At 64.4% G+C, this 24,950-nt stretch carries 21 protein-coding genes, 1 tRNA gene, 2 rRNA genes and 1 pseudogene (1 of these 25 cut by a window edge); 13 read left to right on the top strand and 12 right to left on the bottom strand.

The features are described 5' to 3' along the window. From QU595_RS19605 to QU595_RS19615, 3 genes are all read left to right on the top strand, one after another. A 23S ribosomal RNA gene (locus tag QU595_RS19605) occupies positions 1 to 2,105 on the top strand; it begins 694 nt to the left of the window's first position. 203 nt (positions 2,106 to 2,308) lie between these two features. Then, positions 2,309 to 2,423 (top strand): 5S ribosomal RNA (gene rrf, locus QU595_RS19610). A 439-nt stretch (positions 2,424 to 2,862) separates the two neighbouring features. Next, positions 2,863 to 2,939: transfer RNA gene (locus QU595_RS19615), tRNA-Met, on the top strand. A gap of 215 nt (positions 2,940 to 3,154) precedes the next feature. Here QU595_RS19615 and QU595_RS19620 read toward each other — a convergent pair. The 4 genes and pseudogenes from QU595_RS19620 to QU595_RS19635 all read right to left on the bottom strand — a co-directional run bounded on the left by QU595_RS19620 (position 3,155) and on the right by QU595_RS19635 (position 6,167). Beyond that, positions 3,155 to 3,439 carry a hypothetical protein gene (locus QU595_RS19620; RefSeq protein WP_315924993.1) on the bottom strand — a complete coding sequence of 95 codons (285 nt, stop codon included), beginning with the start codon at positions 3,437 to 3,439 and terminating at the stop codon, positions 3,155 to 3,157. A gap of 50 nt (positions 3,440 to 3,489) precedes the next feature. Further along, positions 3,490 to 3,932: pseudogene (locus QU595_RS19625) on the bottom strand (cupin domain-containing protein); the annotation flags it as partial. Positions 3,933 to 4,270: 338 nt separating this feature from the next. Continuing rightward, positions 4,271 to 4,912, bottom strand: coding sequence for a PQQ-binding-like beta-propeller repeat protein (locus QU595_RS19630; protein WP_315924994.1), 642 nt, complete (start codon positions 4,910 to 4,912; stop codon positions 4,271 to 4,273). A 34-nt stretch (positions 4,913 to 4,946) separates the two neighbouring features. Further along, positions 4,947 to 6,167, bottom strand: coding sequence for a helix-turn-helix domain-containing protein (locus tag QU595_RS19635; RefSeq protein ID WP_315924996.1), 1,221 nt, complete (start codon positions 6,165 to 6,167; stop codon positions 4,947 to 4,949). 110 nt (positions 6,168 to 6,277) lie between these two features. On the opposite strand from QU595_RS19635, the gene QU595_RS19640 reads away from it, so the two are divergent. Beyond that, positions 6,278 to 7,075, top strand: coding sequence for a thioredoxin family protein (locus QU595_RS19640; protein WP_315924998.1), 798 nt, complete (start codon positions 6,278 to 6,280; stop codon positions 7,073 to 7,075). A gap of 16 nt (positions 7,076 to 7,091) precedes the next feature. Next, on the top strand, positions 7,092 to 7,355 hold the full coding sequence (locus tag QU595_RS19645; protein WP_315925000.1) for a hypothetical protein: 264 nt from the start codon (positions 7,092 to 7,094) through the stop codon (positions 7,353 to 7,355). 16 nt (positions 7,356 to 7,371) lie between these two features. On the opposite strand, the gene QU595_RS19650 is transcribed toward QU595_RS19645, so the two are convergent. Beyond that, entirely contained in the window at positions 7,372 to 8,292 is a 921-nt protein-coding gene (locus tag QU595_RS19650; protein ID WP_315925002.1) for a LysR substrate-binding domain-containing protein, read from the bottom strand. Between the two features lie 238 nt (positions 8,293 to 8,530). Here QU595_RS19650 and katG point away from each other — a divergent pair, with 238 nt between their 5' ends. From katG to QU595_RS19665, 3 genes are all read left to right on the top strand, one after another. After that, positions 8,531 to 10,723, top strand: a complete 2,193-nt coding sequence (katG, locus tag QU595_RS19655; protein ID WP_315925004.1) for a catalase/peroxidase HPI — start codon at positions 8,531 to 8,533, stop codon at positions 10,721 to 10,723. A gap of 153 nt (positions 10,724 to 10,876) precedes the next feature. Further along, positions 10,877 to 11,524 (top strand): 2'-5' RNA ligase family protein, encoded by a 648-nt coding sequence (locus QU595_RS19660; protein WP_315925006.1) that lies wholly within the window; start codon positions 10,877 to 10,879, stop codon positions 11,522 to 11,524. A 54-nt stretch (positions 11,525 to 11,578) separates the two neighbouring features. Further along, entirely contained in the window at positions 11,579 to 13,225 is a 1,647-nt protein-coding gene (locus tag QU595_RS19665) for an acyl-CoA synthetase (protein ID WP_315925008.1), read from the top strand. Between the two features lie 14 nt (positions 13,226 to 13,239). Here the strand turns inward: QU595_RS19665 and QU595_RS19670 are convergent, their stop codons facing one another. The 6 genes from QU595_RS19670 to QU595_RS19695 all read right to left on the bottom strand — a co-directional run bounded on the left by QU595_RS19670 (position 13,240) and on the right by QU595_RS19695 (position 19,023). Beyond that, positions 13,240 to 13,752, bottom strand: coding sequence for an L-2-amino-thiazoline-4-carboxylic acid hydrolase (locus QU595_RS19670; RefSeq protein WP_315925010.1), 513 nt, complete (start codon positions 13,750 to 13,752; stop codon positions 13,240 to 13,242). Further along, positions 13,749 to 14,537 (bottom strand): ABC transporter ATP-binding protein, encoded by a 789-nt coding sequence (locus QU595_RS19675; RefSeq protein WP_315925011.1) that lies wholly within the window; start codon positions 14,535 to 14,537, stop codon positions 13,749 to 13,751. Before QU595_RS19675 ends, QU595_RS19670 begins: the two co-directional genes overlap by 4 nt. Continuing rightward, positions 14,530 to 15,333, bottom strand: a complete 804-nt coding sequence (locus QU595_RS19680) for an ABC transporter ATP-binding protein (RefSeq protein ID WP_315925013.1) — start codon at positions 15,331 to 15,333, stop codon at positions 14,530 to 14,532. Before QU595_RS19680 ends, QU595_RS19675 begins: the two co-directional genes overlap by 8 nt. Further along, on the bottom strand, positions 15,330 to 16,160 hold the full coding sequence (locus tag QU595_RS19685) for an ABC transporter permease (RefSeq protein ID WP_315925015.1): 831 nt from the start codon (positions 16,158 to 16,160) through the stop codon (positions 15,330 to 15,332). Before QU595_RS19685 ends, QU595_RS19680 begins: the two co-directional genes overlap by 4 nt. Then, positions 16,157 to 17,143, bottom strand: coding sequence for an ABC transporter permease (locus tag QU595_RS19690; protein ID WP_315925017.1), 987 nt, complete (start codon positions 17,141 to 17,143; stop codon positions 16,157 to 16,159). The genes QU595_RS19685 and QU595_RS19690 overlap by 4 nt, the downstream gene beginning before the upstream one ends. Positions 17,144 to 17,412: 269 nt before the next feature. Then, a complete protein-coding gene (locus tag QU595_RS19695) occupies positions 17,413 to 19,023 on the bottom strand; it encodes an ABC transporter substrate-binding protein (protein WP_410000530.1) in 1,611 nt (536 codons plus the stop codon). 137 nt (positions 19,024 to 19,160) lie between these two features. Between QU595_RS19695 and QU595_RS19700 the strand changes: the two genes are divergently transcribed. Then, positions 19,161 to 20,570, top strand: coding sequence for an amidase (locus QU595_RS19700; protein WP_315925019.1), 1,410 nt, complete (start codon positions 19,161 to 19,163; stop codon positions 20,568 to 20,570). Positions 20,571 to 20,595: 25 nt separating this feature from the next. On the opposite strand, the gene QU595_RS19705 is transcribed toward QU595_RS19700, so the two are convergent. Next, a complete protein-coding gene (locus QU595_RS19705) occupies positions 20,596 to 22,101 on the bottom strand; it encodes an altronate dehydratase family protein (protein WP_315925022.1) in 1,506 nt (501 codons plus the stop codon). 168 nt (positions 22,102 to 22,269) lie between these two features. On the opposite strand from QU595_RS19705, the gene QU595_RS19710 reads away from it, so the two are divergent. The 4 genes from QU595_RS19710 to QU595_RS19725 all read left to right on the top strand — a co-directional run bounded on the left by QU595_RS19710 (position 22,270) and on the right by QU595_RS19725 (position 24,928). Further along, entirely contained in the window at positions 22,270 to 23,166 is an 897-nt protein-coding gene (locus QU595_RS19710) for a GntR family transcriptional regulator (protein ID WP_315925024.1), read from the top strand. A gap of 158 nt (positions 23,167 to 23,324) precedes the next feature. After that, positions 23,325 to 23,702 carry a DUF2946 family protein gene (locus QU595_RS19715; protein WP_315925026.1) on the top strand — a complete coding sequence of 126 codons (378 nt, stop codon included), beginning with the start codon at positions 23,325 to 23,327 and terminating at the stop codon, positions 23,700 to 23,702. Between the two features lie 99 nt (positions 23,703 to 23,801). Then, positions 23,802 to 24,365 carry a copper chaperone PCu(A)C gene (locus QU595_RS19720; RefSeq protein WP_315925028.1) on the top strand — a complete coding sequence of 188 codons (564 nt, stop codon included), beginning with the start codon at positions 23,802 to 23,804 and terminating at the stop codon, positions 24,363 to 24,365. Between the two features lie 41 nt (positions 24,366 to 24,406). Further along, positions 24,407 to 24,928, top strand: coding sequence for a YcnI family protein (locus tag QU595_RS19725; protein ID WP_315925030.1), 522 nt, complete (start codon positions 24,407 to 24,409; stop codon positions 24,926 to 24,928). The last annotated feature ends 22 nt before the right edge of the window (positions 24,929 to 24,950 follow it).

Here is a 24,950-nt window from a genome sequence, read left to right on the forward strand (position 1 = left end):
AGTTCGATGCATTAGACCCGAAACCGAGTGATCTAGCCATGAGCAGGTTGAAGGTAAGGTAACACTTACTGGAGGACCGAACCCATAACTGTTGCAATAGTTCGGGATGACTTGTGGCTAGGGGTGAAAGGCCAATCAAACTCGGAAATAGCTGGTTCTCCGCGAAATCTATTTAGGTAGAGCGTCGACCGAATACCCTGGGGGGTAGAGCACTGGATGGGCTAGGGGTCCTCACCGGATTACCAAACCTAACCAAACTCCGAATACCCAGGAGTACTAGTCGGCAGACACACGGTGGGTGCTAACGTCCATCGTGGAGAGGGAAACAACCCTGACCTACAGCTAAGGTCCCCAAGTTATGGCTAAGTGGGAAAGGATGTGAGGATCCCAAAACAACCAGGATGTTGGCTTAGAAGCAGCCATCATTTAAAGAAAGCGTAACAGCTCACTGGTCTAAATAAGGGTCTTTGCGCCGAAAATGTAACGGGGCTAAAGCCATACACCGAAGCTTAGGGTTCGTCGCAAGACGAGCGGTAGCGGAGCGTTCCGTAAGCCTGCGAAGGGAGACCCGTGAGGGCTCCTGGAGGTATCGGAAGTGCGAATGCTGACATGAGTAACGTAAGGGGAGTGAGAGACTCCCCCGCCGAAAGACCAAGGGTTCCTGCTTAAAGTTAATCTGAGCAGGGTTAGCCGGCCCCTAAGACGAGGCGGAAACGCGTAGTCGATGGGAATCACGTTAATATTCGTGAGCCTGGAGGTAGTGACGGATCGCACAAGTTGTTCAACCTTATCGGATTGGTTGGGCAGCGGAGCGGTTCCAGGAAATAGCTCCTCCTTATAGACCGTACCCGAAACCGACACTGGTGGTCTGGTAGAGTATACCAAGGCGCTTGAGAGAACTATGCTGAAGGAACTCGGCAAATTGCACGCGTAACTTCGGAAGAAGCGTGACCCTTCATTGCGCAAGCATTGGAGGGTGGCACAGACCAGGGGGTAGCGACTGTTTATCAAAAACACAGGGCTCTGCGAAGCCGCAAGGCGACGTATAGGGTCTGACGCCTGCCCGGTGCTGGAAGGTTAAGAGGAGGGGTGCAAGCTCTGAATCGAAGCCCCAGTAAACGGCGGCCGTAACTATAACGGTCCTAAGGTAGCGAAATTCCTTGTCGGGTAAGTTCCGACCTGCACGAATGGCGTAACGACTTCCCCGCTGTCTCCAGCATAGACTCAGTGAAATTGAATTCCCCGTGAAGATGCGGGGTTCCTGCGGTTAGACGGAAAGACCCCGTGCACCTTTACTATAGCTTTACATTGGCATTCGTAGTGGCATGTGTAGGATAGGTGGTAGGCTTTGAAGCCAGGGCGCCAGCCTTGGTGGAGCCACCCTTGAAATACCACCCTTATTACTATGGATGTCTAACCGCGGCCCGTTATCCGGGTCCGGGACAATGTATGGTGGGTAGTTTGACTGGGGCGGTCGCCTCCTAAAGAGTAACGGAGGCGCGCGATGGTGGGCTCAGAACGGTCGGAAATCGTTCGCTGAGTGCAATGGCATAAGCCTGCCTGACTGCGAGACTGACAAGTCGAGCAGAGACGAAAGTCGGTCATAGTGATCCGGTGGTCCCGTGTGGAAGGGCCATCGCTCAACGGATAAAAGGTACGCCGGGGATAACAGGCTGATGACCCCCAAGAGTCCATATCGACGGGGTTGTTTGGCACCTCGATGTCGACTCATCGCATCCTGGGGCTGGAGCAGGTCCCAAGGGTATGGCTGTTCGCCATTTAAAGCGGTACGTGAGTTGGGTTCAGAACGTCGTGAGACAGTTCGGTCCCTATCTGCCGTGGGTGTAGGAATATTGACAGGATCTGTCCCTAGTACGAGAGGACCGGGATGGACGTATCTCTGGTGGACCTGTTGTGGCGCCAGCCGCATAGCAGGGTAGCTATATACGGACGGGATAACCGCTGAAGGCATCTAAGCGGGAAACCCACCTGGAAACGAGTATTCCCTTAAGAACCGTGGAAGACGACCACGTTGATAGGCCGGGTGTGGAAGTGCGGCAACGCATGAAGCTTACCGGTACTAATAGTTCGATCGGCTTGATCGTTCTCATTCTCAATGCTCATCTTCGATGAGCATCCAGCTTTCCTGTCCTTGCGGCCGTATCGGCTGGCTAGCGCCAGCCTGGCCTCCGGACGGGGCGTGGCAACAGCCACGACGGCCCGTCGGCCTTGCGAAGCTGCGCTTCGAAGGCGACGACTGGATGAAACAGCACAGAACAGCTTCTCAAAACAACGTGCGCTTTGCCGACCTGGTGGTTATGGCGGGGTGGCTGCACCCGTTCCCATTCCGAACACGGCCGTGAAACGCCCCAGCGCTGATGGTACTTCGTCTCAAGACGCGGGAGAGTAGGTCGCTGCCAGGTCTGCCAAGCGCACGTTGAAATCTTCTCTTTGCGAACAAGGCCCGCCAAACGGGATCACGGGCCGCGCAAGCGGCCCTTTCCATTGGCAAGGCCAAAAGGCAAGGCAAGCTTGCCCGACCGATACGGGATGGAGCAGCATCCCGTCCGACCGCAGGAGCCGCAGGCTTCGAGGACGGACAAGCAGAAAAAGTCCGGGCTGCCCGGCCGACGCAAGTCGCAGAAGTTGACGCGGGATGGAGCAGCATCCCGTCCGACCGCAGAGGCCGCAGGCTTCGAGGACGGACAAGCAGAAAAAGTCCGGGCTGCCCGGCCGACGCAAGTCGCAGAAGTTGACGCGGGATGGAGCAGCATCCCGTCCGACCGCAGAGGCCGCAGGCTTCGAGGACGGACAAGCAGAAAAAGTCCGGGCTGCCCGGCCGACGCAAGTCGCAGAAGTTGACGCGGGATGGAGCAGCCCGGTAGCTCGTCAGGCTCATAACCTGAAGGTCGCAGGTTCAAATCCTGCTCCCGCAACCAAACTCCCCAACCTCAAACGCCCCGGCTCCAACCGGGGCGCTTTTGCATGCCTATCCGCAATCCACTTCGCGCCAGATCCAGCCACCCTCAAAGCCGGCGCCAAATGGCCCGCCGAAATCAGCGCAGGGGAAACTGAAGCAGCCGCTCAAGCTGGTAGATCGACACAGAGGTGCGGGATCACCAAGCGATTGCTCGCGGACAGCCTCCCGCCGACCCTATTTCCCGCAATAATGGTCGTTTACGTCGTTGACGGCATTCCCGTCGGGACCAACAGGATGATAGGCGCAGGCGCCGGCGGCCGTCGTGGACATCTGCATGTCATAATAGCGAGGACCACCGAACAGATAGTCGATGATATCGCCGCCTGCCGGAACATAGCGCTCCGAATGGCGCATGCGATGGTCCCGGTCGTGGCGCCAGTCTCCGGCCAGAACAGGAAGGGCTGTCAGGCCGCCGACACAGAGGGCGAGAACGCAGATCGCGAGGCGCTTGACTGTCATGGGAGCCGTCCCCTTTCCGACTGTCGGGTTTTCATCCTGGAATCAAATCTTCAGATGCGTGATGGTTCCATGGCGGAGCGAAACAGCCGCGCGACGATCCCGACATGCCGGATGGCCGATCCCGGGTTGAGCCGCCATAATTCTGTATTGGACACCTTCTCCAGCCAATCGACAACCTTGCCGTTCAGCACTTTTGAAGCGCGATATGGGGCATCGCAGTGCTCGGCAAGGCGCCGTACCGATGTTTTTCGCCGGCCCGTACCATGGGACTTCCACCGGCCGGATCTCTTCGATCGGCCGCCGGAACGTTGCGCGCGCCCGACGCCGGACGAGACGAACAGCGCTTGCCCGGGGGGCGTATGCCAAGCTGTGCGGGCGCCGGGCTCAAATTTGACGCTGGCGCCTTGTACCCGGTCTGGGGCGTGAGCATGGGATAGATACGGACCCTGCCGGTGAACCATCCGGGCCCTTTACCGGACGGGCCATAGCCGGCGCAAGATTTCCAAGAGGTGTCTCCAACGGTTGCGGCGCTGACTTTCGGCGGCCTGACCGCAGGAGTCTCGTCGGAAAACAAGGCGCAGTCTTCATCAACTGTTCGAAGGCACCAGGGGCGAGGGTCGTTTCCTGTGTTTGGGAGCGCGTTCGAAGTTTCGCGGTGACCCACTGCCCCAGCCGAATGCTGCGGCAATTTGACAATTTTAATGTAAGTTATTCTTACAGAAAATGGCCATCCCTGCAGTTGGGTCAGAGAGCGCCAAGGCAGCGAAGAACCCATGGAAGCAGGAGTGCTGCATAATCGCCTCGACATGCGGCACTCCGTGGTTCCCCGTGTCATCGAACCGTTTCAGGGCGACGGACGACCCTTATCCTGCCGCTCTTGCCACCGCCGCAATGAAACCGGCCGGCGCCATCGGACTCCAGGCCGGATATGCCGGTACCCGGCGGCATGTCGATCACTTGCAGGACCTCGCCCGTTTCGGGGTCGATGTGCCTCAGGTCGCTGTCCTCCTCGGTCCAGGTCGCATGCCAAAGCTCGCCGTCGACCCAGGTGACGCCGGTGACGAACCGGCTGGATTCGATGGTGCGGAGGATTTGTCCGGTCTCGGGGTCGATCTGGTGAATCTTGCGGTCCCGGTACTGGCCCACCCAGAGCGAGCCTTCGGCCCAGGCGAGGCCGGAATCGCCGCCATTGCCAGGGGCCGGAATGGTGGCCAACACCTGGCCGGTGGCGGGGTCGATTTTCTGGATCCGGCTCTCGGCGATCTGGAAAAGATGAGTGCCGTCGAAGGCGGTTCCCGCATGCGCGGCGGCGTCGAACGAGCGCACGATCTTTCCGTTCGCAGGATCAAGGGCATTCAGCCTGTTCCCGGACGCGAACCAGACGTGATGGCCGTCGAAAGTGACGCCATGCACGGCTTCGACCTCGGGAAAGGGACCGAATTCGGCAAGGATTTCTGCTGGCGACCGTTTCATTTTCTACCTCCCGACAGTTAGCACTGTGCCGATCCTAACGTCCCGGCAGCGCACCGGGGAGTAACAAGCTTGTCGGGAAACCCGGAACCGGAGGGGTTGTCCAGCGGCGCGCCCGGCCGCGGCCGAACGATTCGATTTTTCCGGCCGACGCGAGTTGCTCCAGCGCCCGCTGCACCGTACGCGCGCTCGTCCCGAGCGCGATCGCCAGGGCCGAGCTCGACCAGACCTCGCCATCGGCAAGAAGGGCAAGCACCGCCGCGTGCCGTTCCTCGACCGGCGGCGCGAGCACGACGACGTCGGCGGCCTCGTGCGGCGACAGCGCGAAGCCATTTTCAGTGGCGCTGATCCCGGCGATCGAGCGCAGCTCGTCGCGAAGGCGTCCCATTTCGACCCGCAGGCGCGCCCGGTGGGACTCGTCGGCGGATTTGCCTCGGAAAGCGCGCGCGATCAGCTCTTCCCTCGTCGTGTCCCCTGGCCAGGATTCGGCCAGCGCCTGCAGCAGCGCGAACAGGACCGGCCGGGTGGCGAGCGAAAGGAAGCAGTGCCGAACATGCACGACGTTGCGGCAGGCATCGACGACAAAGACTTCGGAAGCCATCAATTTCTCGACTTCATCGAGCAGCAGAGGCCGCGCCGCGCCCTTGGCAACCAGCTGGGCGGCAGGCGCGGCAAGTGTCTGCGCCACCCGCTCCACCTCGGCCTTCTGGGCGGGGATATTGGCCGTCTCGGCCGCACGCACGGCCAGTTTGAGCGATGCGCGCGCCGCCTTGATCTGCAAGCGGCGAATGGCGATCCCTGCCGCCGCCAGTTCATGGGCCGCTCTCAATGCGGGCGGAAGCGATGACGCCTCGGCTTTTCCAAGCACGCGTTCGGCATCGTCCGCGCGGCCGACAAGAAGCAGGCGCCGTGCTTCCAACTGGCACGCATAGGCTGCGTTGATCCGGTCGCCATGCTTTTCGAGCGTCTGCCTCGCCGTATCGAGCGCCTTGACCGGCCAGGAGAGGTCGCGCGAAACGAGCGCGATCTCGGCCTCCGCGACGACGCATCTGGCGCGGGCCACGGGTTCGCCTTGACCGAAGGCGCGCGCGGCGCGTTTCAGGAGCGCTTTCGCACGCACGAGATCGCCAAGCTGCGCCATGGCAATTCCGCGCAGGGCGAGCGCGGGGGCGTCTTCGCGCAAGGCGATACGGTTCAGTGCGCCGAACGGGTCTCCCGCCGCGAGCGCCTGCGCTGCGGCGGTGATCAGCGAGTCCATTCGAATCCCGTCACGATTGTAACTCTCACCTTTCGGCACAGGCCCCTAGCTTATGTCGTGGCCGCAAGAGAACAACCCGGCGGCCGTGCAATCGACGGAAGGAGAAAGCGATGACGACGCATGTCACCGGAACACGCGAGGAATGGCTGGCCGCGCGGCTTGCGCTGCTCGAAGAGGAAAAAGCCTTGACGCGCAGGAGCGACGAGCTCGCGCGCAGGCGGCAAGAACTGCCTTGGGTCAGGATCGACAAAGACTACCGGTTCGAGACCGAGAACGGACCTGCCTCCCTGAAGGATCTCTTCGGCGGGCGTTCGCAGCTTCTCGTCTATCACTTCATGTTCGGGCCGGACTACACCGCCGGCTGTCCGTCCTGTTCCGCCATCGCGGACGGCTTCGACGGCATCGTCGTACATTTGGAGAACCATGACGTCGCCTTCTCCGCGGTGTCGCGTGCACCGTTGCCGAAGCTGCAGGCCTTCAAGCAAAGGATGGGCTGGACCTTTCCATGGGCGTCCTCGCGGGACGGTGCGTTCAATTCCGATTTCAGCGTCTCGTTCAGCGAAAAGCAGCAGGCGCAGGAGGGCATCGAATACAATTACCGGCACGAGCAACCGATACCGTTGGACGTCGCCCGCAAGGACGCGGCTACGATCGCCTCGCGCTCGACGCCGGACGGGCCGGCGCTGTTTTCGGCCATGACGGGAACGGACCCGGCCACCTATGCGCGTGAAAGGCCCGGCCTAAGCGCATTCGTGCTGGAGGACGGCGCGATCTATCACACCTATTCGGCCTATGCCCGCGGCGTCGATGGCATCTGGAGCGTCTATCAGTGGCTGGACCGGGCACCGAAGGGGCGCAACGAAACGGGAGTCTGGATGCGCCGCCACGACGAATACGGCGAACGCTGAGGACGCGGAGGTCGAGATGATTGCGGCCGGACATGAAACGACAGGCGCTCCCGCCGGACACGGGAGCGCCCCGATCGAATGGCTGGGTCTCGCGGCCGCGCCGACCTTCGCCATCATGGCGCTGGGCGCCGCTGTGCTCGCGGGGCCGGATATCTGCTCCGCCGCGCAGGGGATGTTTTCGCTGGGCGGGATGGTGCCGATGTACCTGCTGATGAGCCTGTTCCATTCGGGGCCCTGGCTCCGGCTTGCGCAGAGGCAATTCCATCGCGGCCGCCTGTAGAGCACCGGAGAGCGAGCTAGGACGGTAAGGAATCCTGCTGCGCGCGCAAGGTCTCGGCGGACTGGCGGACCACTTCGGAAATCCGCAGGAGTTGTTCGGCAAGGGGGCTCGCCCTGCGCCAGACCATCCCGATCGTGCGCGAGGGCTTGGGGCTTTTGAAATGGGCGACGGAAACGGAGGCCGAGCGCGTTTCCACCGGCACCGCCATTTCCGGGATCAGGGTGACGCCTATGCCGGCGCTGACCATCTGAACCAGCGTGGACAGGGAACTGCCGTCCAGCAGTTCGCGCGGCCGGGCGGGGTGCATGTTGCAGAAGGAGAGGGCCTGGTCGCGGAAACAATGGCCTTCCTCGAGCAGGAGCAGCCTCATTTCGCGCAGCGTTTCGCGACTGGGCGTCGGCTTTCCGGCATCCTCGCCGGGCCGGACCAGCACGAAGTCCTCCGCAAACAGCGCAACCTCCGTCAGGGAAGGCTCGGACACCGGCAGTGCGACGATGGCCGTGTCGAGCCTGCCTTCCGCCAGTTCCTCGATGAGCCGCTGCGTCTGCGTCTCACGCACATGGATATCGAGCCCTTCATACGCGCGGGTGAGATTGCCGACGATCGTCGGCAGCAGATAGGGCGCGACCGTCGGGATCACGCCTATCCTCAACCGTCCCACCAGCCGTTCGCGCGAGGCCCGCGCCATGTCGCCCAACTCGTCGACCGAGCGAAGGATGTCGCGGACGCGCAGGGCGAACGCCTCGCCGAAATTGGTCAGCCGCACCTGCCGTGCGCCGCGCTCGAAGAGCTCGGTGCCCAGCGTTTCCTCCAGTTCCCTGATCTGGACCGACATGGCCGGCTGCGAGATCGAGCACGCGTCCGCCGCGCGGCCGAAATGTTCGTGCCGCGCCAAGGCCTCGAAATAGCGAAGCTGCCTGAGTGTGACGCTGGTCATAACTCTAACTTATCGCGTCCATCAGCAAATCCAACTTAAATTAATCACAATGCTTTGATAAGGGATGCGGGAAGGAGCCTGCGTGACAAGCGTCCCGTCGGCCCTTCAGGTCTGTTTGCTCGGAGCGGTTCTCGAACCGTGACGAAAAGCGCGGTTCGCGCGTCTGGCGTTTTGTCGTCGCGCGGTCGTAAACTGGATTCATCTTCACGCAGCCGTTCAGCCACGACGGGAGAGAAAAATGGACGCAAAGACTGACGAGAGCGCGGGCAAGTGCCCGGTCGCGCACACGCCTTCGGCCAGGAGCAACCGTGACTGGTGGCCGAACCAGATGGATCTTACGGTCCTGCACCAGCACTCGAACCTGTCCGACCCGATGGGCGAGGCGTTCGACTATGCCAAGGAGTTCGACAGCCTCGATCTCGATGCCGTGGTCGCCGACCTCAAGGCGCTGATGACCGATTCGCAGGACTGGTGGCCGGCCGACTTCGGCCATTACGGGCCGCTGTTCATCCGCATGGCCTGGCATAGCGCCGGCACCTATCGCATCGGCGACGGGCGCGGCGGCGCCGGGGCCGGCCAGCAGCGTTTCGCGCCTCTGAACAGCTGGCCGGACAACGTCAACCTCGACAAGGCCCGCCGCCTGCTGTGGCCGATCAAGCAGAAATACGGCCGCAAGATCTCCTGGGCCGACCTGATGGTCCTCGCCGGCAACGTCGCGCTGGAATCCATGGGCTTCAAGACCTTCGGCTTCGCCGGCGGCCGCAAGGACGTGTGGGAGCCGGAACAGGACATCTACTGGGGTTCGGAAGGCAAGTGGCTGGCGGACGAGCGCTACAGCGGCGACCGTGACCTGGACGATCCGCTGGCAGCGGTGCAGATGGGCCTGATCTACGTGAATCCGGAAGGCCCCAACGGCAATCCCGACCCGCTCGCGGCGGCGCGCGATATCCGCGAGACCTTCAGGCGCATGGCGATGAACGACGAGGAAACCGTCGCCCTGATCGCCGGCGGCCACACCTTCGGCAAGACCCACGGCGCCGGTGATGCGGCGCTGGTTGGACCCGAGCCGGAGGCCGCCGATATCGAGCTGCAAGGATTGGGCTGGGCCAACAAGTTCGGCACGGGCAAGGGCGGCGACACCATCGGCAGCGGCCTGGAAGTCACCTGGACCACGACGCCGACGAAGTGGAGCAACAACTTCCTGTGGAACCTGTTCGGTTACGAATGGGAGCTGACCAGGAGCCCGGCCGGCGCGCAGCAGTGGAAGCCGAAGCACGGCATGGGCGCCGAAACGGTGCCTGATGCGCACGATCCCTCGAAGCGCCATGCCCCGACCATGCTGACCACCGACCTCGCGCTGCGTTTCGATCCCGAATACGGCAAGATCTCGCGCCGTTTCCTCGAGAACCCGGACCAGTTCGCGGACGCCTTCGCCCGCGCCTGGTTCAAGCTCACCCATCGCGACATGGGCCCGATTGCGCGCTATCGCGGCCCGCTGGTTCCGAAGGAGGAACTGATCTGGCAGGATCCGATCCCCGCCGTCGATCATGAATTGGTGAACGAGCAGGACATTGCGGCTCTCAAGGCCAAGATCCTGGCGTCGGGGCTGACGGTTTCCCAGCTCGTTTCAACGGCATGGGCGTCGGCGTCCACGTTCCGCGGCTCGGATATGCGCGGTGGCGCCAATGGCGCGCGCATCCGCCTCGAACCGCAGAAGAACTGGGAGGTCAACCAGCCGGCAGAGCTGGCGAAGGTGCTCGAAAAGCTCGAGGCGATCCAGAGCGAGTTCAACGCATCCCAGTCCGGCAACAAGAAGATCTCGCTTGCCGACCTGATCGTGCTCGGCGGTGCCGCGGCGGTCGAAAAGGCGGCGAAGGACGCTGGACTCGGCGTGAACGTGCCCTTCACGCCCGGCCGCATGGACGCTTCGCAGGAGCAGACGGACGTCGAATCCTTCGCTCCGCTCGAGCCCGCCGCCGACGGTTTCCGCAATTACGGCCGCGGCAACCGGCGCCTGTCGGCCGAGGAGCAGCTGGTGGACCGGGCGCAACTGCTGACGCTGACGGCGCCCGAGATGACGGTGCTGGTCGGCGGCCTGCGCGTGCTGGGTGCGAATGCCGGCGGCTCGACCCATGGCGTCTTCACGACCAGGCCCGGCACGCTGACCAACGACTTCTTCGTGAACCTGCTCGACATGGGCACGGAGTGGAAGGCGGTTTCGGACGCAAAGGACGTGTTCGAAGGGCGCGACCGCAAGACCGGCGAGGCCAAGTGGACCGCCACCCGCGTCGATCTCGTCTTCGGCTCCCACTCGCAGCTTCGCGCGCTGGCGGAGGTCTATGGTTCCTCCGATGCCGGCGAGAAGTTCGCGAAGGACTTCGTGGCGGCCTGGAATAAGGTGATGAACGCCGATCGCTTCGAACTCGCCTGAGACCGGCGCCCGAAAGCAGAATGACGGAAAGGCCCGCCACCGGCGGGCCTTTTTTGTGGCCGGCGGTTCCCCATGGCCGGCTTGCATGATGTTCTTGTTTTGTTCTAAACTTCGATCCGGTGGGACGCAGAAGTTCTTGAGACGAGGAACGTCATGTCCGACCAGCAGTTTCGTTTTGATTTTGGCGAGAAGCCAGCGCCGCGTCGGCCGAAGAAGCCCGAGCGTGTTTTCATCTGCCTCGACGTCGGAGAGGCTGGCCGGGAAATCGAAAACTGCAGATGCGGCGTCGTGAGCGAATACCGGCTTCATGGTTCGGAAATTCCGGTCGAGCGCTTCCATCTGTCGATCTGCCATTTGGGAGATTTCAAGAGGATACCGAGCCATATCCCGTTTGCGGTCATGCGTGCGGCACAGCGGATAGCCGTATCCGCTTTTGACATCGTTCTCGACCATACGGTTACCTTTCCGAGCGGCCGGCCCGACAAGCGCCCGACCGTGCTTTTGGCCCGCAGTCCGGAACTCACGGCATTCGGTGAAAGAGTGCATCGCGAACTGCTTGCCCAGGGGCTGAGGACAACCCCTTTGCGATCGCCGCATGTGACGCTGCTCTACGGTCCGCGTTCTATCAGTGCACATGCGGTCCGGCCGATCCGCTTCCGGGCGACGCGTTTCTATCTCATCCATAGCGAACTCTGGCTGACGAAATACAATGTGCTGGGTTGCTGGCCGTTGTCCGACAGAGGTCCCGCCAGCGAGCAGGAACTGAAAGTTCCCATAGCCTTTGGTTCGATGGCCGCTTAGCTTCGTTCGCGCTAAAAAGCGCAACCGCGTCACGACGATCGCAGGGAGAGGCAGATGGACTTTTCGTCCGTGGATCGGAGCTATGCCAGCGCGCGCAGGAATTTTCGCATCGAGGTGCCCGAGCGCTTCAATTTCGCTTTCGACGTGATCGACGACTGGGCCGCGCGCGACGACCGCACGGCGGTGATCGCCGTCTCGCGCGACGGCGGGACCATCCGGCGGATCGCCTTTTCCGAGTTGAGCGAAAGCTCGAACCGGCTGGCCAACGCGCTGGAAGGGATGGGCGCGAAGCCGGGCGATTTCGCCTGCGTCGTCGTCGGGCGCGTGCCGGCCTGGTACACGGTGCTGTTCGGCTGCATGAAGGCGGGGGTCGTTTCCATGCCCGGCACCAATCTGCTGACCGCGCATGACATCGCCTACCGGATCAATCACGCCAAGGCCACGCTGGCCATCGTCACGCCGGAACATTGCGCCAAGGTCGAGCAGATCCGCGCCGAATGCCCGACGCTGAAGCACTTCATCGTGGTGGACGGCGAACGGCAAGGCTGGCTGTCGCTGGACGGTCTGCTGGCCGATGCGTCTCCCGTACTCGACCGCGCCTCCCGCGCCCATATGCGCGCCAGCGACATGATGATGGCCTATTTCACTTCCGGCACGACGTCGATGCCGAAGATGGTGCCGCGCGACCACGGCTATGCCCTGGCCCATGCCGCGACCGGCCTGTTCTGGATGGATCTCAGGCCGAGCGACATCCATTGGTCGTTGACCGATACGGGCTGGGCCAAGGCTGCCTGGGGCATCCTGTTCCCGCAGATGCTGCTCGGCACGCCGGCCGTGCTCTACCATGGCGACGGCGCGTTCGACGCCGACATGCATCTCAAGCTGATAGGTAAGTTGGGAGTTACCACTTTCTGCGCCCCGCCGACCGTCTATCGGCTGTTTGCGCAGCAGGATCTCGATCTCTACGACCTTTCCAGCCTGCGCCGCTCCCTGGGCGCCGGCGAACCGCTCAATCCCGAGGTGATGCGCATCTGGAAGGAGGCCACCGGCACGGTGATCGCCGACGGGTATGGCCAGACCGAGACCATCAACATCGTCGCCAATTTTCCGGATCAGGAGGTGCGGCCGGGCTCGATGGGCCGGCCGGTGCCGGGCTACGACGTCGATGTGGTGGACGACGAGGGCGAGCGCCGGCCCGACGAAGAGGTGGGGCATATCGCCGTCAGGATAACCGATCCCTATCCGGGCGGACTGTTCCACGGCTATTTCCAAGGCGAGGGCAAGCCGCTCGACACCGCCTCGTTCCGTCATGGCTGGTACTATACGGGCGACACGGCTCGGCGCGACAGGGACGGTTATTTGTGGTTCGTCGGCCGGTCCGACGACCTGATCACGTCGGCCGGCTACCGCATCAGCCCGTTCGAGGTGGAAAGCGCGCTGCTTGTGCACGACGCCGTTGCCGAAAGCGCGGTGGTGGGCAAGCCGGACGCCACGCGCGGCGAGATCGTCAAAGCCTATGTCGTCCTGGCCAAGGGGTTTACGCCTACGGAAGACCTCGTGCGCGACATACAGGATTTCTGCCGCAACCTCACCGCGCCTTACAAATATCCGCGCGAGATCGAGTTCGTGGAGGCGTTGCCGAAGACCATTTCAGGCAAGATACGACGGGTGGAACTGAGGCGCGCTGCGCAAAAAGAGTAAGTTATAACTTACAATCAAGCATCCCTGTTCGTCAGGCAGATATGGCAGCAGCCGTTGCCGTGTCCGGGCGTCCAGGTGACGTTGTCGAAGCGCACGCCGGTGGCTTCGAACAGGCCCCGGTCGAAGGCGCCGGCGATGCGGCACAGCGTGGCGAGCTTTTCTTCGCCGACGCCGGCCTCGGTCCAGGCATCCTTGAGCGGACAGCGCTTCACCTTGAAGGAAATGCGGTCGGTGCCGCGTTCCACCTCGGTCGGGTACATGCGGCCGTCGTCGGGGCTGACGGCCAGGAACGCCTCGCCGATGGCGCGGGCGTCGTTGGGGCCGTAGCCCGAAAAAGCCACCGCCGCGACTTCGCGGCCCCGCCGTTCGACGATGCGGACCATGAGCGCTTCGGCGCGCTCGGCGCCCAGTTCCCCGGTCAGTTCGTCGAGGAACAGCCGATAAAGGTCGGCCCGGTTGCGGAAGGCGGCCTCCAGTTCGCGGGCCAGCTTTTCCGCTCTGGCTTCGGCATCGGCATCGGTGGTCATGGTCTGTCCTGTCCTGCGAGAAGTTTCGGGGCAGCGGCCACCAGAGCCTTGCCGATGGCCGATTGCGGCGCATCGATGACAGCCTGGGCGTTGCCCGTTTCCGCGATCCGTCCCTTGTCCAGGAGGACGACACGGTGGGCGAAGGCGCGCACAACGCCCAGGTCGTGGGAGATGAACAGATAGGCGATGCGTTCCTCCTGCTGCAGTGCCAGCAGCAGGTCGAGGATCTGTCCGCGCACGGAAACGTCGAGCGCCGACACCGCCTCGTCCAGCACGATCAGCGACGGTTTCGTGGAAATGGCGCGCGCGATGGCGACGCGCTGGCGCTGACCGCCGGAGATTTCGTGGATGGCGCGGCTGGCGAGTTCGGCCGGAAGGCCGACCCGCTCCAGCAAGGCGGCGATGCGAAGAGGCCGTTCGGCAGGCGCAACGACGTCATGGATGCGCAGCGGGTCGTCCAGCACGCGGGCGACCGTGGCGCGAGGGTTGAAAGCGGCGAGCGGATCCTGGAACACCATTTGCAGGCGGGCACGGCGGGCGCGCAGGGTTGTGCCTCCAAGCGCCAGCCAGTCCTCGTCCTCGAAGCGGATTGCGCCCGCATCCGGCTCGATCAGGTGCAGCACAAGGCGCGCGATGGTGGATTTGCCGCTTCCGGAAGGGCCGGCAAGCGCCAGCGTCTCGCCCGGCATGATCTCCAGGCCCAGGTCGTGCACGGCGGTAAACGCGTTTCCGTTTCGCCTGAAGGTCTTGGAGAGGCCGGATATGGTCAGCAACGGCTTACGCATCGGCGCGCCCTGCGGAGGCCTGTGACCACAGAGGAGGCGCGTCGAGGCCGATATGGGCGCCTATCAGGATACGCGTATAGGGCTGGGCCGGGTGCGCGATGACGGTAGCGGCCTCGCCGATCTCCACCATGCTGCCTGCGCGGAACACGGCGATGCGGTCCGCCAGTTCGGAAGCCAGCGCGATGTCGTGGCTGATGAACAGAAGCGTCATGCCGTCCTCCGCCACCAGTTGCCGGATCAAAGTCACGATCTCGGCCTGCACGATGGTGTCGAGGGCGCTGGTCGCCTCGTCGGCGATCAGCAATTTCGGCCCTGCGGCAATCGCAGCGGCGATGGCCACGCGCTGCTTCTGCCCGCCGGAAAGCTGGTGCGGGAAGGCGTGCCGGATGGCATCGGGGTCCGGCAGGCGCACGCGGTCGAGCAGGCCGCAGGCGCGCTCTTCCGCTTGCCGCCACGAAAGGCCGAGATGCGCGCGCGCCACTTCGGCCACCTGCCGGCCGACCGGCATCACCGGATCGAGGCTGCCGGCAGGGTCTTGGAAGACGAAGCCGATATCGCGGCCGCCAAGCGGCGGGCGGCCGAGGCCGGGCCAGGCGATCTCACCCGTCTGTGCGGCACCGGCGGGCAGCAGGCCGGCCAGTGCCAGAGCCAGGGTGCTCTTGCCGGAACCGCTTTCGCCGATGATGGCCAGCCGCTCGCCTGAGACGATGTCGAGGCTGAGGTCGCTCAGCGCGGCCGCGTCGGGGGCTCGACCATAGTGCACCGACAGGTCACGGATGGCGGCCAGCACGCTCACGGCAGGCCCTTTCGCATCGCGGCATTCTCCACGAGCCCCTCGCCGGCCAGATAGACGCCGAGAACGGTCAGGACCAGCGCGACGCCCGGCACGATGGAGAGAAAGGGTGCGGTGCGCAGCACGGTGCGGCCCTCGGCGATCATGCCGCCCCAGGTGACGCGATTGGGATCGCCGAGACCGAGGAAGGAAAGCGCCGCTTCGGTCAGGATGGCGGCGGCAACGATGACGGACGACAGCGCCAGCACCGGCGGCAGGGCGTTGGGCAGGATTTCGCGGAAGGCGATCTCCAGCGGGTGCATGCCGATGACGCGAGCGCCGGCGACGTAGTCCCGCTCGCGGATCGACAGCACCTCGGCGCGGGCCACGCGTGCTGGGCCGGTCCAGGCCGAAAGCGCGATGGCCGCCACCACCACGCCGAGCGAAGGCCCGACGATGCTGACGAAGGCGAGCGCCAGCAGGAAGGAGGGCACGGTCTGGAACGCATCGGTGAGGCGCATCAATGCTTCATCGACCAGTCCGCCGGCAAAACCGGCCAGCGCGCCGACCACGGCGCCGATGGCGAGCGATGCGGCCGCCGCCGCAAGGCCCACCGCGAGCGAGGTGCGCGCGCCATGGAACAGTTCGGCCAGCACGTCGCGTCCCAGGCGGTCGGTGCCGAGCGGCAGCGACCAGTCCTGAAAAGGCGGAAGCAGGGCCGGGCCTGCGATGCGCATCGGGTCGCCGGGAAACAGCAGCGGGGCCGCCAGGGCCATGGCGACCAGCACGGCCAGGATGAGCGCGCCGGCGGCAGCCTCCGGCATGCGCAGATAGCGGGCGATGCGGCTCATGCGCCAACCTCGCTGGCACCGATGCGCGGGTCGAGGAAGGCATAGGCGATATCGACCAGCAGGTTGATCACGATCACCAGCACTGCGCTGATGAGGATGATGCCGAGCAGCAGCGGCGTGTCGCGCTGGGCGACGGCTTCCTGTGCGAGACGGCCGAGGCCGGGAACGGAAAAGACGCTTTCGATGACGACGCTGCCGCCGAGCATCTGGGCCGATTGCAGGCCGAGCATGGTCACCAGCGGCAGAAGCGCGTTGCGCGCCACATGGGCCAGCACGACGCGGCGGCGCGGAATGCCGCGCGCGCGGGCGGCACGGAGGAAATCCATGCGCCAGACCTCGGCCATGCCGGCGCGCATCATGCGCAGGTAAAGCGCCAGGTAGATCAGGCCGAGCGAAGCCACCGGCAAAGCGAGATGCCAGGCGATGTCGCCGGCGAGCGAGATGCCTTGTTTGCCCGAGGCGATGGTCTCGATGCCGGCGATGGGGAACCAGCGCCATTTCACCGCGAACAGCACCGTCAGCACCAGCCCGAGCCAGAAGCCGGGCACGGCGTAGAGCGCCAGCGAGCCCACGGAAAGAAAGCGGTCGCGCAACGAACCCGGCCTTGCGCCGGCGACGATGCCGAGCGCCGAGCCGAGGCCGAAGGAAAGCGCGGTGGCGCTGCCCATCAGGAGCAGCGTGTTGGGCAGGCGTTCCAGGATCACGTCCCGGATCGGCCGGGAGAAGGCGACCGAATAGCCGAGGTCGAGCTGGACGAGCGCCCAGAGATAATTGGCAAGACGCGTCAGTTCCGACTGGTCGAGGCCCCAGCGTTGGCGCAGCACCTCCACCAGCCCGGCATCGCCGCCGGTCGCCACCGTATAGGCGTCCACCGCGTCGCCGGGGGCCGCTTCCAGCAGGAAGAACGTGCCGACGATCACGATCGCCAGCACGAAGACGGAGCCGATAAGCCGGCGGCGGAGCAGGACGAGCGCGCGGTTCATCGATAAAATCCGATTCCGCGAGGGATTGGGTGGCGCTTAACTGCCATACCCCCCTCTGTCCTGCCGGTCATCTCCCCCTCAAGGGGGGAGATCGGCCCGAGCCCCTGCTGTTGCCGATCGCCGAGGTTGCAAGGATGATCGGGAGGTTGAAATTGCTGATCTCCCCCCTTGAGGGGGAGATGACCGGCAGGACAGAGGGGGGTGGCTTCAGGCACAGGCGCCTCGGCGGTCATGGCACGGCGAAGGTGCCTGTTCCTGCACCGGCGATTTCAAGTCGCCAGCCACGTATCCGCCCAGTTCGACACGGCCCAGCGCGGATTGTCGGCGATATTGCCGACCTTCTCGCTGGCCACCGAGATAAAGCTCCAGTCGGCGACGTTGATAAGCGGCAGGTCGGCCGCGACCTTCTTCTGGAATTGTTTGTAGAGCTCGGTGCGGGCGCCGGGGTCGAGCGTCTCGGAGGCCTTTTCGATCAGAGCGTCCAGCTCGGCGTTCTTGTAGCCGCCCTGATTGGAGAAGGGCACGCCGTCGGGAATGCCGCTCTGCACCAGGATGGTGGTGGAGATCGCGGGATCGCCGCGGAACACGGGCGGCCCGACGGCAAGGTCGAAGGCATGGTCGGTGTAGACGGCCTTCATGTGGGCCGCGGCATCGTTGTTGACCAGTTGCGCATCGATGCCGATGGCGGCCAGCGCCTGGCGCAGATAGTCTCCGAACTGCTTGGTTTCGTTGAAATAGGGGGCCGGCAGGAGCTTCAGCGCGAAGCGGGTGCCGTTGTCGGCGCGCTTGTAGCCGGCCTCGTCCAGCAGCGCGTTGGCCTTGGCCACGTCGAAGGCGTAGGTGGGCACGTCGGGCGTGTAGAACTGCTTGTCGTTCTTCGGCACCGGGCCGGTCGCCGTCTCGGCATAGCCGAGGAAGATGGTCTTGACGACGAAATCCTTGTCGATGGCGTGCGCGATCGCCTGCCGCACCTTGAGGTCGGCAAGTTCCTTGCGGCGGTGGTTGATCTCGACCACGAGCTGGTAGGTCAGCCCCTCATAGCCCTTGGTGACGACCTTCAGGCCGGGAATCTTGCCGATGCGGCCGAGATCGGCCAACGGCACGGCGGAGAAGGCGGCAAGCTGGATTTCGCCCGCTTCCAGCGAGTTGGCGGCCGAGGCGCGGTCGGGCAGGACCTGATAGACGATCTCGTCGAGATAGGGCTCGCCCTCGCCCCAATAGGCAGGGTTCTTCTCCAGCCGGTAATACTGGCCGGGCTTGTACTCGGCGAACTTGAACGGCCCGGTGCCGACAGGCGCGTTGTTGGCCGGGTTGGTTTCGATGTCGCCGTTCTCATAGACGTGTTTCGGCACCACGCTGGTGAGCGCCGGCAGAGCGTTGCGGATGAGCTGGAACGGCGTGGGCCTGGCGAATTTGAACACGGCGGTCAGTTCGTCCGGCGTGTCCACCGCTTCCAGGTCCTTGAACACGGTACGGCCGAGATTCTGCAGCTTCTTCCAGACCTCCAGCGCCGAAAATGCGACGTCGGCAGAAGTGAAGGGCTTGCCGTCGTGCCATTTCACGCCCTCGCGCAACTTGAAGGTGGCGGAAAGGCCGTCGGCGGCGCCTTCCCAGCTCACGGCAAGGCGCGGGCTCAGGCCATCCTTGCCACTATAGTCGGCTTCGGCCAGCTGCTCGACGATCTTGCTGGAGATGAAGAAGACGCCGTTGGAAGCGACGATGGCCGGGTTGAGGTTGCGTGGCTCGGAATCGGCCGCCACGACCAGCCGGCCCCCCTTCTTCGGCGTTTCGGCGCGGCCGATCGTCGGCAGGGCGGTCGATGCGAGCAGCATGGCGGAACCCGCCAGAAGCGTGCGTCGTGAAACTGGAAAATCCCGCATGATCAACTCCCTGGGCCGCAGGGCGCGACCGCAATGCCGTTCGAGAAGGCCGCATCCCGACGGGGGCGATTATGGACGGCCGTGCGGCTTTGACCAGAGAAGGATTTGGCACGGAGCGGCGTGGCTTTGAAAATTCCATGCGCTGGACCAGTTCGGGCCGGAACCGGCTTGCACCGGCGTGGTTGCCGTTGCGGTTTCGCCGCCGGCATGACAAACCGGATCGCAACGATCTCCGACAAGGCACGGCATCGATGGAAAGCGTGCGGGAACGTCTCGACCAGATATTGGCGCGGCTCGCGGCGCGGGCCGACAGGGAAACGGTGTTTTCCCGCCTCTATCCGGAAGCGGCGCGGACAGCGGCCGATGCCGCGGACGCACGGCGAAAGGCCGGTGTTTCGCTCGGCCCCCTGGATGGGCGGATCGTTTCGATCAAGGACCTGTTCGACGTTGCGGGCGAGCCTACCCTGGCCGGGTCGCGGCTGCGCGCGTCGGCACCGCCGGCGGCGCGAGACGCTCTGGTGGTGGCAAGGCTGCGCCGCGCCGGGGCGGTCATCCTCGGTAAGACGGCGATGACCGAATTCGCCTTCACGGCCATAGGCGACAATCCGCACTACGGCACGCCGCACAATGCCGCCGATGCGTCGCGCATTCCCGGCGGCTCGTCGTCGGGCGCGGGTGTTTCGGTGGCGGAAGGCACCAGCGAAATCTCCATCGGTTCCGACACCGGCGGGTCGGTGCGCATCCCGGCGGCGCTGAACGGCGTGGTCGGGTTCAAGCCGACGGCACGCCGCGTGCCGCTTTCCGGAGCCTTCCCGCTGTCCTTCACGCTGGATTCCATAGGCCCGCTGGCGCGTTCGGTGGCCGATTGCGCCATAGCCGATGCGGTGATGGCCGGCGAGGAGTGGAGCGGTTTGCCTGCCGCTTCGTTGGCGGGATTGCGCATCGGCGTTCCGCGAGGCCGGTTGTTCGAGCACATGGAGGACGGAATCGCCGCCGCTTTCGACCTCTGCTTGCGCGATCTCGAACGCGCGGGCGCCCATGTCACGGAAACCGGCATGGACGATCTGCTGTCAGAGATGCGGACGGCGACGCGTCACGCCTCGATTGCCGCGCTGGAAGGGGCGGAGGTTCATGCCGACTGGCTGGCAAAAGGTGCCGCCGCGCCGGTCGATCCGCATGTGAGCGGGCCGCTGGCGCGCGCCGCGCAGGTGCTGGCGCCGGTCTATATCCGGGCCATGCGCCGCCGCGCCGAACTGGTCGCCGTCATGGACGAGCGGCTTGCCGGGTTCGATCTGCTGGCGCTGCCCACCGTGCCCGTCTTCGCGCCGAACATCGAAGCCATGGCCGACGACGAGAAACTGCGCGAGCGCACGGAAGGGCTGCTGCTGCGCAACACGCAAATGGCCAATCAATTCGATCTCGGCGCCATTTCGCTGCCGATGCCGGGCACGGACCTGCCGGCGGGGCTGATGCTGGTCGCGCGTCATGGCCGAGACCACCGGCTGCTCGCCATGGCCGCGGCGGTGGAGGCATTGCTGGCCGGCTAGCAGAGCAGGCGGCGTCGCAGTGACTCTAAAGCGTCGCGCCGAGATGCCAGGGCACGAACTCGTTGTCGCCGTATCCGAACTCCTCGCTCTTGGTCTTGCGGCCGGACGCCGTTTCGACGATCAGTTCGAAGATCTCGCGCCCCATCTGCGGGATGGTCTTCTCGCCCGAGGCGATGACGCCGCAATTCACGTCCATGTCCTCTTCCATGGAATTGTAGAGCGGCGTGTTGGTGGCGATCTTGATCGAGGGCGTCGGCCGGCAGCCGAAGCAGGAGCCGCGCCCGGTGGTGAAGACGATGACGTTGGCGCCGCCAGCCACCTGTCCCGTGGCGGAGACGGGATCGTAGCCGGGCGTGTCCATGAACACCAGGCCGTTGCCGCCGACCTTCTCGCCATAGGCGAACACGCCGTTGAGCGGTGTCTGGCCGCCCTTGGCTACCGCGCCCAGCGACTTTTCAAGGATGGTGGTCAGGCCGCCGCGCTTGTTGCCGGGGGAGGGGTTGTTGTCGATCGATGCGCCATGCATGGCGGTGTGGTTCTCCCACCATTTGATATAGCCGTCGAGCTTGGCCGCGATCTCCGGCGATGCGGCGCGATAGGCCAGCAGATGTTCCGCGCCGTAGATTTCGGTGGTTTCGGAGAGGATGCCGATGCCGCCGACGCCAGCCAGAATGTCCACCGCCGCGCCGAGCGCCGGGTTGGCGGTGATGCCCGACATGCCGTCGGAGCCGCCGCATTGCAGGCCCACCACGATCTCGCCGACGGGGATCGGCTCGCGTTTCAGCTGTCCGACCTCCTCGGCGATCTCGGCCAGAACTTCCATCGCCTTGGCGACGGACTTGCGGGAGCCGCCGGCCTCCTGAATGTTGAAATGGCGCTTGGCCGAAACGACGCCGCGCTGGCCGTAGAGGGTGAGTTGGTTGACCTCGCAACCGAGCCCCACCATCAGCGCGCCGCCAAAATTCGGATGGCGCGCATAGCCTGCCAGCGTGCGGTGAAGAACCGCCATGCCGTCGCCGGTGCCGCTCATGCCGCAGCCTTGACCATGGACGATGGGCACGAAACCGTCGATGCCGGGATATTTCGGCAGAAGGGTGCGGTTGGCCTCGTCGGCGATGGTCTTGCAGACGGTGGTGGAGCAGTTCACGCTGGCGATGATGCCGATGAAGTTGCGCGTGCCGGCGCGTCCGTCGGCGCGGCGATAGCCCATGAAGGTGCGGGCGCGATCGGCCTCGGTCGCATGCACGGGTTCCGAGGGCGGGACGACCGGGAGCCGGCCGGATTCGAAAACCAGATTGTGCGAGTGGACATGCTCGCCGGGCGCAATGTCACGCGTCGCGCGGCCGATGGCCTGCGCATATTTGACCACCGAATCGCCGGCGGATATCGGCCGGATGGCGACCTTGTGCCCCGATTCGATGGGTTCCAGCGCCGAAACGTCCCCCGGCAGCGCCATTCCGGGCTCTATCCGGCCGTTGGCGACGGCCACGTTGTCGGCCGGGGACAATAGGATGCTGTTGGCGGCGGTCATGGCACGTCTCGGAGGCTGGGCCCAGGGCCGGATCGATTGACAGCGGCCATGCTCAGGATATTGTCTTTTATCGTGAAAAAACATTTTGCGTCAATGGCTTTTTCAGCTACGCCGCATGTGTCGGGTATACCGCAGGAACGGTACGTCCGGCGATGATCGGGGCATGTCATGGCGAAGAGCAACAACGTCTACAAGCACGCCTACAACCGCTGCCTGCGCCTGTTCGGCGAGATGCAGAGCCTGCCTTCCGAGCCCGAGCTCGGGGCGGCGCTCGGCGTCAGCCGAACCACTGTGCGCGCCATACTCGCCGGCCTTGAGGAAAACGGCCTGATCGCTTGGAACAAGCGCGAGAAGACGGTGCTTCGAGCGCCCGGCGCGGCGGACTTCTTCCCGGAGGAGGAGACGGATTCGCTCTCCGAGATCATCGAGCGGAGCTTCATGCGCCGGCTGCTGGCGGAAGGGGCCTCCGCCGGAATGCAGATCAACGAGCTGGAGCTGGCGCGCGAGATCGGCGTCGGCACCACCAGCGTGCGCGAATTCCTCATCCGCTTCAGCCGCTTCGGGCTCATCGAGAAGCGCCGCAACAGCCACTGGGTGCTCAAGGGCTTCACGCCTGCCTTCGCGCTGGAACTGGCGGATATCCGCGAGATGTTCGAACTGCGCTCGGCGGCGGCCTTCGCCGCGTCGCCGCAGGGCGACCCGATTTGGGCCGAGCTCGACCTCCTGGAGCAGGAGCACCGCGCGCTGGCCGGTGAAATCGCCACACGCTACGCGGAATTCTCCGAACTGGACGAGCGGTTCCACCGGCTGATCCACCGCGCCTCGCACAACCGGTTCATCATCGATTTCTACGATGTGATCGCAATGATCTTTCATTACCACTACCAGTGGAACAAGGTCGGCGAACGGCAGCGCAACGAAACCGCGCTCGGCGAGCATCTGGCCTATATCGCGGCGCTCAGGTCGCGCGATCCGGCAGCGGTGGATGCCGCCTGCCGCCGCCATCTCAGGTCGGCCCGCGAGACGCTGCTTTCCTCCATTCCCGGCGACGACCGGAACGCATGAAGGGAAATCGCGCGGACAATGTGCGGCAGATCAAAGTCCGCCTGCGCGGCAAATCCTAGAAGGACGCGGATCGCGCCCAGTTGACGCGGTCGCCCTTTGCCGGTTTTCCGGCAGCGGGCATCATGTTAGGTGTACGGCGCATCGCGGGGAGTTCGGGTTTGCACGCAAGGCGCAGACGATGGAGCATGCCGGCGGCTCTTGCCGTCGCGTATCTTCTCGTCCTGCAGTCCGTGCTGGGTGCTTTCGCCTTTGGTACGGGGCCGAGCGCGGCCCAGCTCGATGCGTTCGGCAACGTCATCTGCACCCATGAGGGCGCGGGGGAGCGCCCTGCCGGCGATCCGCAGCACCAGCACAACTGCTGTGTGCTCGGCTGCAACCTGAGCGCTTTCGCCCATGGGGCGCCGCCTGCCTCGGAAATCGCCTTCGGCGCTGTCTGGTCGGAACCCCTGGCATCCGTTCTCCCGGTTTCCGACGCACCGGCGGTCGAGCGCGAGCGTACGCCGTCCAATCCGCGCGCGCCCCCGGCGATCGCCTGACCGTCCCCGCGCCCGCAGGAACCTTCGCGGGCGGCAGCCATCCAATTCAGAAATCGTTCGCGACCGTTCCGCGGCGCGACACCCGTTCATGGAGTTACCATGTCCATTCAGCAATTCGCCGCCGCGCGCGCGGCTTTCCGCACGGCCTGCCCGTTCCGTTCGTTCGAAGAACGGCTCGGCATCGTGGTTTTCGTTCTTGCCCTGCTGTTTGCCGGCATCCACCAGGCGGCGGCGCATGAGTTCAAGGCCGGAGACCTCGAAATCGACCATCCGTGGTCGCGTGCCGTCCCGGCGGGCGCTTCGGTTGCCGGCGGTTATTTCACCGTCACCAACAAGGGCAGCGCGCCCGACAAGCTGCTTTCCATCACCTCCGATATTTCGGCCAAGGCCGAGCTGCATGAGATGGCCGTCAAAGACGGCGTCATGACCATGCGCCCCGTGGAGGGCGGACTGGAAATCCCCGCCGGCGGCAAGGTCGAGCTGAAGCCCGGCGGGTTCCACCTGATGTTCATCGGGTTGAAGCAGCCGCCGAAGCCGGGTGAGAAATTCCCGGCCACGCTGACCTTTGAAAAGGCCGGTTCGGTGAAGGTGGAATTCGCCGTCGAAGCGATGGATGCCGGAAGCGGCGGAATGAAGATGGACCATGACAGCCACGCCAACTGACGGCTGTCCTTCCTTCACTTTTGCATTTTCAAGGAATCACCATGTTGAAGTCTGTTCTTTTTGCCGGCGCCTTCGTCGTTGCCGGCACCCTTCCCGTCTTCGCCCATATCACGCTGGAAACGCAGGAAGCGCCTGTCGGCTCCGCCTATAAGGCCGTGCTGCGCGTGCCGCATGGCTGCGAAGGCAAGGCGACCACCACAGTCCGGGTCAAGATTCCCGAAGGCATGATCGCCGTGAAGCCGATGCCGAAGGCCGGCTGGGAGCTGAAGACGGTAAAGGGCAAATATGCCAAGTCCTACGAGCTGTGGGGCGAGCAGGTCGGCGAGGGCGTGCAGGAAGTGGACTGGACCGGCGGCAAGCTGCCGGACGAGTTCTATGACGAGTTCGTGCTGCGCGGCCAACTCGCGGCCGACCTGCCGACCGGGGAGAAGATCTATTTCCCCGTCGTGCAGGAATGCGAGGGCGGCACCGTGGACCGCTGGATCGCCATTCCGGCAGCCGGCCAGGACGAGGAGTCCATCGAGTTCCCGGCACCGGGCGTGAAGCTCCTGCCGAAGAAGTAAGCCATGTCGCGGCGCGCCGGCT

This window comes from Mesorhizobium sp. SP-1A, assembly GCF_032460275.1.
Classification (GTDB): Bacteria; Pseudomonadota; Alphaproteobacteria; order Rhizobiales; family Rhizobiaceae; genus Mesorhizobium.

Bases quoted from the DNA above. Each gene is read 5' to 3' on its own strand.
- QU595_RS19620 (WP_315924993.1), bottom strand. From the start codon at position 3,439: ATGACAGTCAAGCGCCTCGCGATCTGCGTTCTCGCCCTCTGTGTCGGC.
- QU595_RS19630 (WP_315924994.1), bottom strand. From the start codon at position 4,912: ATGAAACGGTCGCCAGCAGAAATCCTTGCCGAATTCGGTCCCTTTCCC.
- QU595_RS19635 (WP_315924996.1), bottom strand. From the start codon at position 6,167: ATGGACTCGCTGATCACCGCCGCAGCGCAGGCGCTCGCGGCGGGAGAC.
- QU595_RS19640 (WP_315924998.1), top strand. From the start codon at position 6,278: ATGACGACGCATGTCACCGGAACACGCGAGGAATGGCTGGCCGCGCGG.
- QU595_RS19645 (WP_315925000.1), top strand. From the start codon at position 7,092: ATGATTGCGGCCGGACATGAAACGACAGGCGCTCCCGCCGGACACGGG.
- QU595_RS19650 (WP_315925002.1), bottom strand. From the start codon at position 8,292: ATGACCAGCGTCACACTCAGGCAGCTTCGCTATTTCGAGGCCTTGGCG.
- katG (WP_315925004.1), top strand. From the start codon at position 8,531: ATGGACGCAAAGACTGACGAGAGCGCGGGCAAGTGCCCGGTCGCGCAC.
- QU595_RS19660 (WP_315925006.1), top strand. From the start codon at position 10,877: ATGTCCGACCAGCAGTTTCGTTTTGATTTTGGCGAGAAGCCAGCGCCG.
- QU595_RS19665 (WP_315925008.1), top strand. From the start codon at position 11,579: ATGGACTTTTCGTCCGTGGATCGGAGCTATGCCAGCGCGCGCAGGAAT.
- QU595_RS19670 (WP_315925010.1), bottom strand. From the start codon at position 13,752: ATGACCACCGATGCCGATGCCGAAGCCAGAGCGGAAAAGCTGGCCCGC.
- QU595_RS19675 (WP_315925011.1), bottom strand. From the start codon at position 14,537: ATGCGTAAGCCGTTGCTGACCATATCCGGCCTCTCCAAGACCTTCAGG.
- QU595_RS19685 (WP_315925015.1), bottom strand. From the start codon at position 16,160: ATGAGCCGCATCGCCCGCTATCTGCGCATGCCGGAGGCTGCCGCCGGC.
- QU595_RS19690 (WP_315925017.1), bottom strand. From the start codon at position 17,143: ATGAACCGCGCGCTCGTCCTGCTCCGCCGCCGGCTTATCGGCTCCGTC.
- QU595_RS19695 (WP_410000530.1), bottom strand. From the start codon at position 19,023: ATGCGGGATTTTCCAGTTTCACGACGCACGCTTCTGGCGGGTTCCGCC.
- QU595_RS19700 (WP_315925019.1), top strand. From the start codon at position 19,161: ATGCGCTGGACCAGTTCGGGCCGGAACCGGCTTGCACCGGCGTGGTTG.
- QU595_RS19705 (WP_315925022.1), bottom strand. From the start codon at position 22,101: ATGACCGCCGCCAACAGCATCCTATTGTCCCCGGCCGACAACGTGGCC.
- QU595_RS19710 (WP_315925024.1), top strand. From the start codon at position 22,270: ATGGCGAAGAGCAACAACGTCTACAAGCACGCCTACAACCGCTGCCTG.
- QU595_RS19720 (WP_315925028.1), top strand. From the start codon at position 23,802: ATGTCCATTCAGCAATTCGCCGCCGCGCGCGCGGCTTTCCGCACGGCC.
- QU595_RS19725 (WP_315925030.1), top strand. From the start codon at position 24,407: ATGTTGAAGTCTGTTCTTTTTGCCGGCGCCTTCGTCGTTGCCGGCACC.